The organism is Flavobacterium sp. MDT1-60, from assembly GCF_014844035.1.
Classification (GTDB): domain Bacteria; phylum Bacteroidota; class Bacteroidia; order Flavobacteriales; family Flavobacteriaceae; genus Flavobacterium.
In genome coordinates, this window is the sequence record NZ_CP062159.1 from 419,931 (window position 1) to 432,816 (window position 12,886).

General features: G+C 33.3%; 14 protein-coding genes. 10 read left to right on the top strand and 4 right to left on the bottom strand.

What is annotated here, in order from left to right:
• The first annotated feature begins 12 nt into the window (after positions 1-12).
• From sufC to sufD, 3 genes are all read left to right on the top strand, one after another.
• Positions 13-759, top strand: coding sequence for a Fe-S cluster assembly ATPase SufC (gene sufC / locus IHE43_RS01680; RefSeq protein ID WP_056189584.1), 747 nt, complete (start codon positions 13-15; stop codon positions 757-759).
• Positions 760-799: 40 nt separating this feature from the next.
• A complete protein-coding gene (locus tag IHE43_RS01685) occupies positions 800-1,168 on the top strand; it encodes a four helix bundle protein (RefSeq protein ID WP_192186387.1) in 369 nt (122 codons plus the stop codon).
• A 117-nt stretch (positions 1,169-1,285) separates the two neighbouring features.
• Positions 1,286-2,602, top strand: coding sequence for a Fe-S cluster assembly protein SufD (sufD, locus tag IHE43_RS01690; protein WP_192186388.1), 1,317 nt, complete (start codon positions 1,286-1,288; stop codon positions 2,600-2,602).
• 105 nt (positions 2,603-2,707) lie between these two features.
• On the opposite strand, the gene IHE43_RS01695 is transcribed toward sufD, so the two are convergent.
• Positions 2,708-4,057, bottom strand: coding sequence for a serine hydrolase (locus IHE43_RS01695; RefSeq protein ID WP_192186389.1), 1,350 nt, complete (start codon positions 4,055-4,057; stop codon positions 2,708-2,710).
• A gap of 221 nt (positions 4,058-4,278) precedes the next feature.
• On the opposite strand from IHE43_RS01695, the gene IHE43_RS01700 reads away from it, so the two are divergent.
• The 7 genes from IHE43_RS01700 (at position 4,279) to IHE43_RS01730 (ending at position 8,987) form a co-directional block, all read left to right on the top strand.
• The gene (locus IHE43_RS01700) at positions 4,279-5,493 is read left to right on the top strand and encodes an aminotransferase class V-fold PLP-dependent enzyme (RefSeq protein ID WP_192186390.1); all 1,215 of its coding nucleotides are present in this window, start codon (positions 4,279-4,281) and stop codon (positions 5,491-5,493) included.
• A gap of 10 nt (positions 5,494-5,503) precedes the next feature.
• Positions 5,504-5,929 carry a hypothetical protein gene (locus tag IHE43_RS01705; RefSeq protein ID WP_192186391.1) on the top strand — a complete coding sequence of 142 codons (426 nt, stop codon included), beginning with the start codon at positions 5,504-5,506 and terminating at the stop codon, positions 5,927-5,929.
• A 2-nt stretch (positions 5,930-5,931) separates the two neighbouring features.
• Entirely contained in the window at positions 5,932-6,354 is a 423-nt protein-coding gene (locus IHE43_RS01710; RefSeq protein WP_192186392.1) for a SufE family protein, read from the top strand.
• A gap of 189 nt (positions 6,355-6,543) precedes the next feature.
• On the top strand, positions 6,544-6,954 hold the full coding sequence (locus IHE43_RS01715) for a GxxExxY protein (RefSeq protein ID WP_192186393.1): 411 nt from the start codon (positions 6,544-6,546) through the stop codon (positions 6,952-6,954).
• A gap of 88 nt (positions 6,955-7,042) precedes the next feature.
• Complete coding sequence (locus IHE43_RS01720) at positions 7,043-7,366, top strand: SUF system Fe-S cluster assembly protein (RefSeq protein ID WP_055097577.1); 324 nt, start codon at positions 7,043-7,045, stop codon at positions 7,364-7,366.
• Positions 7,367-7,447: 81 nt separating this feature from the next.
• Entirely contained in the window at positions 7,448-7,957 is a 510-nt protein-coding gene (locus IHE43_RS01725; protein WP_192186394.1) for a DUF2480 family protein, read from the top strand.
• 79 nt (positions 7,958-8,036) lie between these two features.
• A complete protein-coding gene (locus IHE43_RS01730) occupies positions 8,037-8,987 on the top strand; it encodes a DUF3078 domain-containing protein (protein WP_192186395.1) in 951 nt (316 codons plus the stop codon).
• 149 nt (positions 8,988-9,136) lie between these two features.
• Here the strand turns inward: IHE43_RS01730 and hflX are convergent, their stop codons facing one another.
• The 3 genes from hflX to IHE43_RS01745 form a co-directional block, all read right to left on the bottom strand.
• The gene (gene hflX, locus IHE43_RS01735) at positions 9,137-10,366 is read right to left on the bottom strand and encodes a GTPase HflX (RefSeq protein ID WP_192186396.1); all 1,230 of its coding nucleotides are present in this window, start codon (positions 10,364-10,366) and stop codon (positions 9,137-9,139) included.
• Positions 10,367-10,522: 156 nt separating this feature from the next.
• The gene (locus IHE43_RS01740; RefSeq protein WP_192186397.1) at positions 10,523-11,389 is read right to left on the bottom strand and encodes a hypothetical protein; all 867 of its coding nucleotides are present in this window, start codon (positions 11,387-11,389) and stop codon (positions 10,523-10,525) included.
• 136 nt (positions 11,390-11,525) lie between these two features.
• Entirely contained in the window at positions 11,526-12,875 is a 1,350-nt protein-coding gene (locus tag IHE43_RS01745; protein WP_192186398.1) for a DUF5689 domain-containing protein, read from the bottom strand.
• Between the last annotated feature and the right edge of the window lie 11 nt (positions 12,876-12,886).

Consider the following 12,886-nt stretch of genomic DNA (forward strand, 5'->3'; position numbering starts at 1 on the left):
ATAAAAAAAACAATGTTATCAATAAAAAACCTTCACGCCGGAATTGGTGATAAAGAAATCCTTAAAGGAATTAATATAGAAGTTAAAGCTGGCGAAGTACACGCTATCATGGGACCAAACGGTTCTGGAAAAAGTACACTTTCGGCCGTTATTGCCGGAAACGAAAACTACGAAGTTACTGACGGACAAGTTTTCCTTGACGGAGAAGATCTTGCCGATCTTGCTCCAGAAGAAAGAGCACACAAAGGAGTTTTCCTTTCGTTTCAATATCCTGTAGAAATTCCCGGAGTAAGTGTAACAAACTTCATGAAAACTGCCATCAACGAAACTCGTAAAGCAAACGGTCAGGAAGAAATGCCGGCTAACGAAATGCTAAAAGTAATTCGTGAGAAATCAGAATTATTAGAAATCGATCGTAAATTTTTATCTCGTTCTTTAAACGAAGGTTTTTCCGGAGGAGAGAAAAAAAGAAACGAGATTTTTCAAATGGCAATGTTAGAACCAAAATTGGCTATCCTTGACGAAACCGATTCTGGTCTTGATATCGATGCTTTAAGAATTGTGGCTAACGGAGTTAACAAATTGAAAAGCGAGAAAAACGCGATTATCGTAATCACACACTACCAACGTTTATTAGATTATATCGTTCCTGATTTCGTTCACGTTCTTTACAACGGAAGAATCGTAAAATCAGGCGGAAAAGAATTAGCATACGAATTGGAAGAAAAAGGATACGACTGGATTAAAGCAGAGAATTAGTCAGTCTGAAAGTCTAAAGTCATAAAGTCAAAAGTAGAGCATGAGTAAATTTAAATCTTTTGAAGAAATAAATTCATGGCAGAAATCCAGAATCTTCAACAAGAAAATATATCTGGTAACTGAAAATTCTAATTTTAAAAAAGACTTTGATTTCGTTAGACAAATAAGACGCGCATCACTTTCTATATCATCAAATATAGCAGAAGGTTTTGAAAGAAATACAGATAAAGAGTTTGTTTACTTTTTATATGTAGCCAAAGCATCGGCAGGAGAAGTAAGATCTCAATTATATTTAGCGTTTGATTTAGAATATATAATTAAAGAAGAATTTGAAATGCTTTTAGAATCGATAACAGAAATATCGAAATTATTAAGTGGTTTCATTAAATATTTGAGCCCAAAATCATAAAGTCGAAGGTCATAAAGTTGCAAACTTTATGCTTTAATTTTTTGACCTTTTGGCAAAACAGTCGACAATCCTGAGTCTTTCGACTTTCGACTTTCGACTTTAAGACTAAAAAGAACAATGGATTTAAAAGAAAAATTAGTATCGTCTTTTATGGCTTTTGAAGAGCGTGTCGATGTACATTCAGATTTGCATGACATTCGCACAAATGCCTTAAAAAACTTCGAAAATAAAGGTTTCCCAACCAAAAAAGAAGAAGCCTGGAAATATACATCGTTAAACGCCATCTTAAAAAATGACTTTACGGTTTTTCCAAAAGAAGAAAATGCAATCGAATTTAATCAGGTAAAAAAATACTTTTTACATGAAATCGACACTTATAAATTAGTATTTATTGATGGTGTTTTTAGTTCGCATTTGTCTTCTACTACGCATGACGGAATCGATGTTTGTTTAATGTCTTCGGCATTGACCAAACCAAAATATAAAATGATTATTGATACGTACTTCAATAAAATTGCAAGCAAGGACGAAAGTTTGACTTCGTTGAATACTGCTTTTGCAAGTGAAGGAGCTTTTATCAATATTCCACAAAAGAAAGTAGCTGACAAACCAATTGAGATCATGTATTTCTCAACAGGAAATGAATCTGCTTTGTTAGTTCAGCCTAGAAATTTGATTATTGTAGGTGAAAATTCACATGTTCAAATTATCGAGCGTCACCAAAGTTTGAATGAAAATCCGGTTTTAACCAATTCGGTTACAGAGATTTTTGCTCAAAAACGTGCCATTATAGATCACTACAAAATTCAAAATGACAATCTTGAAGCGAATTTAATTGACAATACTTACGTTTCGCAACAACAGGAAAGTCACGTTTATGTACATACATTCTCTTTTGGAGGAAATCTAACACGTAACAATTTGAACTTTTATCATTTTGGAGAAAGATTGACAAGTACACTAAACGGAATAACGATCATTGGCGAAAAACAACACGTTGATCATTATACTTTGGTAAACCACGCAACACCAAACTGCGAAAGTTTCCAGGACTATAAAGGAATTTTTTCTGATCGTTCGACTGGAGTTTTCAACGGAAAAGTTTTAGTAGAAAAAGAAGCTCAAAAAACAAATGCTTTCCAAAAAAGCAACAATATTTTATTGAGTGACAAAGCCACTATTAACGCAAAACCACAATTAGAAATTTTTGCTGATGACGTAAAATGTTCTCACGGTTGTACTGTTGGACAATTAGACGAAACAGCGATGTTCTACATGCAATCTCGTGGTATCCCTAAAAAAGAAGCTAAAGCTTTATTGATGTACGCATTCTCGAATGCCGTTATCGAAAGCATCAAAATACCGGAATTAAAACAAAGAATTACTAAAATCATTGCCATGAAATTGGGTGTGAATTTAGGATTTGATTTGTAATATGATTTAACCGCAAGGTTCGCAAAGATTTACGCAAAGTTCGCAAAGTTTTTATTAAGCTTTGCGAACTTTGCGCTTTTTACCTGGCGTCTTTGCGGTTAAATTTTATTTTTTTACCGAAGAAATTATCCCTTTCAAAAACCCATTAAAATCAAATCCAGGTTCTTCTTCCTTCACTCCCATTCTCACAATTACCATATCTAAAGACGGAATAATCGCCACCATTTGTCCTTGGTAACCACTGCAATAAAACATATCGCGAGGCACATCTGGGAATTTTCCTCCGGCATTTAACCAGAACTGAGCGCCATATTTTCCTTCAGAAGTATTTGTTGGTGTTGCCGTATATTTTACCCAGCTTTCATCTAAGATTTGTTCTCCGTTCCAGTTTCCTTTATTAAGATATAATAATCCAAATTTTGACCAGTCTCTTGGTGTCGCCCAGCCGTAAGAGGATCCTACAAAAGTTCCTGACATGTCTTGTTCGACAATCATAGAATTCATTCCGATTTTATCGATTACAGCACTGTACCAAAAATCAAGATATTCTTGCTGTGTTTTAAACTGACTTCTTAAGATGCGTGATAATAAATTGGTTGTTCCGGAGGAGTAATTCCAATGTGTGTTTGGTTTAAACTGCGCTGGTTTATCCATTTGCACTTTCCCCATATCTTCAGCCTGAAAAAGCATTTTTGTGGCATCGCAAATCGTGCTGTAATTCTCTTCCCATTCTAAACCAGAATTCATATGAAGCAAATCATTTATTGTTATAATCTTACGATCGTCTTTTTGCCATTCTGCAATTGGAGCCGGTTTGTAAATATCAATTTTTCCTTGTTTAGCTAAAACTCCAAAAGCAGAACTTGTGATACTTTTTGTCATCGACCAGCCTAAAATTTTACTGTCTTTATTAAAACCCGTATCGTATTTTTCGGCTATCAATTTATCTTTATATAAAACCACAACAGCACGGGTTCTCTTTTTCTTTCCTCCATTTTTATCAAATGAATTATCAACAGCATCTTTCAATTTTGCATAATCAACATTTGAAAAAACAGTGTCTTTTGGTTCATTATTCCCGTAAGGAAAAGGAAGATTGTTCACTAGTTTTGTTCTCTTCGGAAGCAAATACGGTTTCGAAACATCAAAATCCTCATTGATCAAAGTTGCACCTAAACCTTCGCGATAAATGGCTTTTCTTTCTTTTAAACCATAAACTGAAGCCGTTGCAAACTTACCTGCTTCATTAATTGAATTTTTAGCCAAATCAATCATATCAATATCATTGTCCGTTTTCTGGATCAAGTCTAACGATCGATTATCCATAAAATGACCAGAAGCGACACTTTTCGCTGAGAAACCGGAAATTAAGTCCAACTTCGGATAAGTTGTAAATCCGAAATACAAAAAGGCAAGAACCAAAACAAGAACAAGTACTTTAAGAAATTTTTTCATAATGATGTCAGCTATTTTTAATGCAATATAATTAATTTATGAGCACGTTTTTAGAACTCAATTTAGATTTATAATTCGGATAATTTATAAAATAGAATTAAAATTTACGGAATTGACATTTAAGCCTCTCGCTGATGGCGTCATAAAAGGAAATTATAGTTTTCATGGGGAAACCAATTTAGTTTTAGTACTTTTGTAGATAGAATTTTTCTAAATAAGACATGCTAGATATCCAAAAAATAAGAGCTGAATTTCCGATACTTTCACAAAAAGTAAACGGAAAACCATTGGTATATTTCGATAACGGAGCGACTTCACAAAAACCACAAATTGTGATTGATGCCGAAGTGAAATATTATCAGGAAATAAACGCCAATATTCATAGAGGTGTTCACACTTTAAGTCAATTAGCTACTGATGCTTACGAGATTTCTCGTGGTAAAGTGCAACAACATATTAATGCAAAATTTGCTCACGAAGTACTTTTCACATCGGGAACAACACACGGAATTAACTTAGTAACCAACGGTTTTGCATCCATTTTAAAACCGGGCGATGAAGTAATTGTTTCTTCGTTAGAACATCACAGCAATATTGTGCCATGGCAAATTTTATGCGAAAAAACCGGAGCGACTTTAAAAGTGATTCCGATGAACGAAGACGGCGAATTGATTATGGACGCTTTTGATGCTTTGTTATCTGAAAAAACCAAAATCGTAACCGTTAATCATATTTCGAATGCGTTGGGAATCATCAATCCGATAAAATATATTACTGATAAGGCACATACTGTTGGTGCTGCCGTTTTGATTGATGGTGCACAGGCCGTTCCGCATTTAAAACCAAATGTTCAGGAATTAGATTGTGATTTTTATGCTTTTTCCGGACATAAAATGTGCGGTCCAACCGGAACCGGAATTCTATACGGAAAAGAAGAATGGCTAAATAAACTTCCTCCTTATCAAGGCGGTGGCGAAATGATCAAAGAAGTGACTTTCGAAAAAACAACTTATGCTGATCTTCCTCATAAATTTGAAGCCGGAACTCCAAATATTGCCGGCGGAATTGTTTTGGGAACTGCTATTGATTATTTAAACAATATTGGTTTTGAAAATATTCAACAATACGAAAACGAATTATTAGAACACGCTACAAAACGTTTATTAGAAATTGAAGGTTTACGAATCTACGGAACCGGAAAAAATAAAGCTTCTGTGGTTTCGTTTAATATTGATGGAATTCATCCTTATGATGTTGGTTCAATTATTGACAAGTTAGGAATCGCTGTACGTACAGGACATCATTGCGCGCAGCCTATCATGAATTTCTTTTGTATTCCGGGAACTATTCGTGCTTCTTTCTCTTTTTATAATACAAAAGAAGAAATTGATGCAATGGTCGAAGCTGTTAAGAAAGCAAAAACAATGTTAAGCTAAAAAACTTTTTATGAGAATACTATCTTTATTACTTCTGACAATTTTCTTAGGAACGGGCTGTTCAAGCCAAAAAAAAACAGATATGACAGGAACTCAAATTGAATACACTGCCATGTCTCGGGGACTTTACAAAAGGATTGTTGTTCAGGATCAAAAAGTTTCGATAACAAACGGAAGAGATACGGAAGCAATTGTAAGCCAAATAGATAATGCAAAATGGAATAAAATTGTATCTGAATTTGAAAAAATAAATTTAGATAGTCTTTCTGCTTTAAAAGCACCAACAGAAAAACGTTTTTATGATGGCGCCGCAATTGGAAATTTAAAAATAATTCAGAATCCAAAAACATACGAAACGAAAGGTTTCGACAATGGTTTTCCTCCAAAAGAAATTGAAAAATTGGTAAATTTGCTGACGGATTTTGCTAAAAAATAATTATGACAATAAAAGAGATACAAAACGAAATAATAGACGAATTCTCAATGTTCGATGATTGGATGCAACGTTACGAGTACATCATAGAATTAGGAAAAAGTCTTCCGTTAATTAATGAAGAATACAAAACTGATGAGAATTTAATCAAAGGATGCCAATCGAAAGTTTGGTTGCATGGTGAGCAAAATGACGACAAAATTGTCTTTACTGCCGACAGTGATGCGATTTTAACCAAAGGAATTATCGCGATTTTAATCCGTGCTTTCTCGAATCAAAAAGCAGAAGATATTATAAATGCCGATACTCAATTTATTGACGAAATTGGTTTAAAAGAACACTTATCAGCAACACGTGCAAATGGATTAGTGTCGATGATTAAAAACATCAAAATGTATGCATTGGCTTTTAATGCAAAAAATAATTAGTACCGAATTTTTCACCATATAAGCCATATAAGAAATTATAAGCTAGCTGTTTACTAAACGCTTTAAGCAAAATATAAGAAGAATTAAAACCAAATTTTAAATGGACTTATATTATTTATATGATAAAAAAAATACATAAAGTAAGTTTTATCTTCCTTTTTTATTTCTTATTATTGCTAAAAAAACGTAATGATAACGAAGAAATATTTGAAAGATTTAATTTATCATGTTAATGGGGCAGCAATTGAAGTTCATAAAAATATTGGGGCGGGACTTCTGGAGAACATTTATCATCAATGCATGATTAAAGAATTATCTTTAAAGGGAATTAATTTTCAATCTGAGTTAGTGATTCCTGTAGAATACAAAGGCTTAGAATTAGAATCAGATTTAAGATGTGATTTGTTAATTGAAAACTGCCTGGTTTTAGAACTAAAAGCCGTTGATCAAGTTATACCCGTTCATATTGCCAAATTGATGTCTTATATGAAACTTTTAAAATGCCCAATTGGACTAATGATAAATTTCAATGTCACAAATATTTATCACGAAGGCCAAAAAACATACGTCAACGATTTGTATCGTTGGCTAAAAGATTAAAACATAAAAATGAAAAACATCATATTATATAAGCGTCCAGTTTTTAAATGAACTTATATAACTTATATGGTGGAAAAATAGAAAAAAAATGGAACAAGAAATTGACACAAACGAATTAGGAGAATCAATTGTAAAAGTTTTAAAAAGCATTTACGATCCGGAGATCCCTGTAGATATTTATGAATTAGGATTGATTTACGATGTAATGGTTAACACAGATTACGAAGTAAAAATCTTAATGACATTAACCTCTCCAAACTGCCCCGTTGCGGAAAGTTTACCAAGAGAAGTTGAAGAGAAAGTAAAAACCATCGAGAACATCAAAGATGTTGATGTTGAGATTACTTTCGATCCGCCCTGGAGCAAAGATTTAATGAGCGAAGAAGCAAAATTAGAATTAGGAATGCTTTAAAATTAGTCATAAAGTCAAAAGTCATAAAGTCTGCAAGTAAAGACTTTATGACTTTTGACTTTCGACCTTAAGACTTCATTTATGGAAGAAATCATCAATAAAGTTGCCAACAGCGCCTTAGAAGTATTTGATTTGGAAGATTATTATCCAAAGGGAATGCGTGTGCAAATTGACATTTCGCAATGGCTTTTAGAAGGTTTTTTATTGAAAGAAAAAGACTTTAGAGAGCACTTAAAAAATCACGATTGGTCACAATACCAAGATCAATATGTAGCTATAAATTGCAGCACAGATGCCATTGTTCCGGCTTGGTCTTCGATTTTAGTAGCCGTTCATTTGGCGCCTTATGCCAGGAAAGTAGTCAACGGAACTATTGAAGATTTAGATGCAAGTTTATACGAAGAGCTTTTAAGCAAGCTTGACTATTCAATCTACAAAAACAAACCTGTTATTGTAAAAGGCTGTTCGAGAAAACCTGTACCAATGCGTGCGTATATTTTAGCAACAACATATCTGCAACCTTTTGCCAGAAGTATTATGTACGGAGAGGCTTGTTCTGCAGTTCCTTTATACAAAGAAACTAAGAAATAACTTTCTTTTACGATCAATTAATACCGAACCTTTTAACGGTTTTTAGTATATTTGTTAATACACTTCTAAACTAAAGACTATGAGAAAGCTAACGTTATTACTTTTCATTTTAGTAAACTTTACTTTTGTACAAGCCCAAAATTCCGAAAAAGAATTAATTCAGAATACTGAAAAAGCAGTAAAAAAAATTAACGATACTATTGAAGGAGAAGGTTGGAAGACAAAAGGAACTGTTTCACTTTTACTAAATCAATCGAGCTTTAACAACTGGATTTCGGGAGGTGAAGACAGCTTTTCAGGAACCTTGGGAATCAATTACGATTTCAATTACAAAAAAGACGACATAACATGGGACAATAAAATCCTCGCTTCCTATGGCCTTTTACAAACCAAAAATGATGACTTCACAAAAAAAACAGATGACCGTTTAGAATTCAATTCCATTGTCGGGAAAAAAGCTTTTGGACAATGGTATTACTCTTATTTTCTAAATTTTAGAACTCAGTTTTCAACAGGTTACATTTATGGTCAGGATCCTAACGGGAAAGAAATTAGAACCGAAAGCACCAAATTTATGTCTCCGGGTTATCTAACCACTGGTCCCGGAATTTACTGGACAAAAGATGCTAATCTAAAAATCAACTTTGCACCGCTTACTTCAAAATTCACTTTTGTAGACAATGCTTATACTACTGGAATAAATCAGCTAACGGGCTTGCCTTATGTAGATGGAGAGTATTTTGGCGTTGATGAGGGTAAAAGTATACGTTATGAATTAGGTTTCTATGCTTCAGTATATTACAAACTCGCGATTATGACCAACGTAACGGCCGAAAACACTTTGAATTTATATTCTAATTATTTAGAAGATCCTCAAAATGTTGATATCGATTACTCACTAAATATTATCATGAAAGTGAACAAATTTCTGTCGGCTAATTTATCCTTTCAGGCAATTTATGACGACAATGCCTATCAGGGTCTTCAAACCAGAGAAGTATTTGGTTTAGGACTTAATTTCGGATTTTAATCTGTAGTTTATTTTTTACCGCAAAGAGGGCAAAGTTTTTTGCAAATCTTTTATAAATACAAAGTTCGCAAAGCTTAATGTTAATTTAGCTTTGCGAACTTTATATTTTGCTATACTTTAAAATCTTTGCGCTCTTTGCGATAAAATCCTTATTCTTCTTCTTTTTCGATTGCATCTTTATAATCCGGATACAAAAACTTATTATAAGGAAATCTCGTAATATGAATCTGGCGAACTGCTTCGTAAACTCTTTCTCTGAATTCCTCAAAATTTTCTTTATTGGTAGCCGAAATAAACAATGCATTTTCTTCTCCCAAACGATGCATCCAGGTTGCTTTCCATTCGTCAAGCGTATAATGTCTTGGCGTTTTCTCGGTCATTAAATCATCTTCATCAATCGTCAGGTGTTTATAGGCATCAATTTTATTAAAAACCATAATAACTGGTTTTTCATGCGCTTTAATATCCTGCAAAGTCTGATTTACAGATGCAATATGATCTTCAAAATCAGGATGCGAAATATCTACAATATGCAATAATAAATCGGCTTCACGAACCTCATCCAATGTACTTTTAAAAGAATCTACCAATTGTGTTGGTAATTTTCTAATAAAACCTACTGTGTCAGAAAGTAAAAATGGTAAGTTTTTAATCACCACTTTTCTAACCGTTGTATCCAGGGTTGCGAATAATTTATTCTCAACAAAAACATCACTTTTTCCAACCGCATTCATCAAAGTTGATTTTCCAACGTTGGTGTAACCAACAAGAGCTACACGCACCATCGCACCACGATTACTACGCTGAACACCCATTTGTTTATCGATCGTTTTGATTTTTTCTTTCAGTAACGAAATTCGGTCACGAACTATACGTCTATCCGTTTCGATCTCCGTTTCTCCAGGTCCACGCATACCAATACCTCCTTTTTGACGCTCAAGGTGTGTCCATAAACCAGAAAGCCTTGGCAATAGATAGATACATTGTGCCAACTCAACCTGTGTTCTTGCATAAGAACTTTCTGCTCTTTGCGCAAAAATATCCAGAATTAAATTGGTCCTGTCTAAGATTTTACAATCTATAATTTTAGAGATATTTTTTTGTTGTGAAGGCGACAATTCATCATCAAAAATTAAAGTTGATATGTCGTTTTCTCTTACAAAAAGATTGATTTCTTCAATTTTACCCGTACCCATAAAAGTCTTTGGATTCGGGCGTTCCATTTTTTGCGAAAAACGCTTGATAACTTCACCACCGGCGGTATAAGTTAAAAACTCTAATTCGTCAAGATATTCGTTAAGTTTTTCCTCACTTTGATTTTGAGTCACAATACCAACAATGGCTGTTCTCTCAAAATTTATAACTTCTTTTTCTAACATAGCTTTGAATAAGGTGCAAATTTAATGATTTGTAGGACACTAACCCTTATAGAATTCTGTTTTTAAGTTCTATTTAAGAATTTTACCATTCTAAAAAACAAAACCATTTAGAAAATGAATTTCTAAATGGTTTAAAGAAAACTGAAAATACAGTCTTTATTCGTATATAAATGTTTTTTCCGTTTTTACAATTCCGTTCTCTTCAATTTGAGTACAGAAAATTGGGAAATTCAATTTGTTGTATTTATACTTTCTGCTTACAGCAACCAAAGCCGTCGATGATGGACTAAAATTCACTTCGTTATTATAGGATATTGCTTCAAAACTAAATTCATCTTCGTGATACGAAATCATTGGTACAATTACTTTATAATTATCACCAAACAAGCTCTGAACAATAAGTTGATCTACCGATTTTTTATCATCAAAAGTGTATGTTTTAGAGATTTTATCTCCCACCAAACCTTTGTGTTTTACGACATTATCATTCGTATAAACATATTCGATTTTACCAATAATCTGCTTGTTTTTATCACGTGAAGTACGTCTTACAATAATACCATTTTCAACAATATATTCAATATCATCAACTAAGTTCTGGTGATTGGTACTCTTTTTTGTAGTTACTTTTATTCTTGCTCCTTCATACCCAAAAGTCACCACTTTTGTAATATAATCTGGACCTTCCTGGTATTTTTTTACAAATTTTGTAATATTATTGTCTGCATCATAAGTGTAATTCACTACTTCTTTCCAGTCGCTTCCCACTTTATCTTTTACGGTCATGTCCAGCAATCCGGCTTTATTGTAAAAAAAATGTTGTATAACGTCTGAAGTAGTAATAGTTTGTATTTTTCCTTCTTTAAATACAAAGTTTTTATTGATAATCTCACCATCTGTAGAGTTCTGATAGTTTGTTTTTACAATATTGATTTGCTTTAAACGAACAGGAGCAGTGTCGTCCTGGCTATGCACTAAGCATGGAAGTACCATCATCAGGATGGCGATAAAGTAGGTTTTCATAATTTTAAGTATCAATTTGGGATGACCAAAATACAAAATTCCATCAGATTTTAATAGTTTAAATCTCAAAAAAAATACACTATTAAATTATCACCCAAAAAATCAACACTTTAAATTCATTTTAAAAATACATAAACTACTTTTCACCAAAGATTTTAATATCATCAACCATGAAAGCACCATTTAGGGTTTTGTCTTTCCCGGATCCAATATATTTAAATGCAATATGAATATTTCCTGAATAAGCAGATAAATCAATTGCTCCGGAACTCATAAAAGCACGGGGTGGCGTTGACAAAGAAGGAAGTTTCGCTTCTAATTTTGTCCATTTAGCCTTCGTGACATTCGAGCCATCGAAATTGGTAGAAACATAAACTTCCAACGCATTTAATGGAGAATCCATTTTCAAATCATGTTGTGCACTTCTAAAAGACAATACTGCATTTTTATAACCTGTCATATTAATTTTAGGAGAAACCAGCCACGCAATATTTTCAGCAGCTGTTGTACTTGTGGTATTAAACTCTGCGTAACCATTCCCGCCATACACCATACTTTTCCACAATTTTGTGGCCTTTTCTACAATATTACTCCAGCCAGGTAAGGTAAAATTTACATTGTTCTTCACCGTTTGAAAATCTTCGGCAAAAAATGGAACATTTCTTTTTCCATTCATTACAACATCTTCTTTTGACCGAATCACCATTTGATAATCAGAACCAAATTTTGTCAAAATACCACGAACCGTTCCGCTTCCTTCGGGCACTAAATGATCTGAAAAACTAGCGTAACTACTTGTTCTGAAAATAATCTGATTTCCTGTTTTATCCCGCAAATTCCAATTTGTTGAACCTCCTATGTTATTCGTTTCTTCAAAATAATGACGACCCAATGCTCCTTCTGTAAATTCTACATCGGTAAGTTCTATTAAAGTATTTAATTTACTATCATCTAATGCTTCTTCAATAGAAATCTTCTTAACTAATAGGTTTTCATCAACAATCGTACAAGAAGCATTCAATACATTTTTATAATCATTCTGCGAAATTCGGCCAATAGTAGGATCTCCGGCATTACTCACATTCAGACTACCTATTCGCAGCCCGCCATAAAATAAATCTGTAAACTGATTTTTAAGTTTTACAAATACTTTATTTCCTACTCGATAATCAATGTAAGTGTTTGAAGCATCTACGGGAACACTAAAACCGATTGCGGGAATTCTTTCTTTTGCCAAAGTCTGAAACGAAATGGTCTTAAAAAAATTCCCGTCTTCATCACTTGATATTACATAGGCTTCTATAATATCATCATAGACATATTGTTTTGCAACCGTACCTGCAAGATCATGCACTTTTTCGACTGTTTTATTGACTGTCAAATCGGGTTGTGTACAGTCTAATTTTGGCGTTTCAACGTCATTATTACAGCCATAAATAAGTAATAATGCAAGTGTAAAAATTGAATTTAAAAATATCTTTTTCATAACAATTCTAT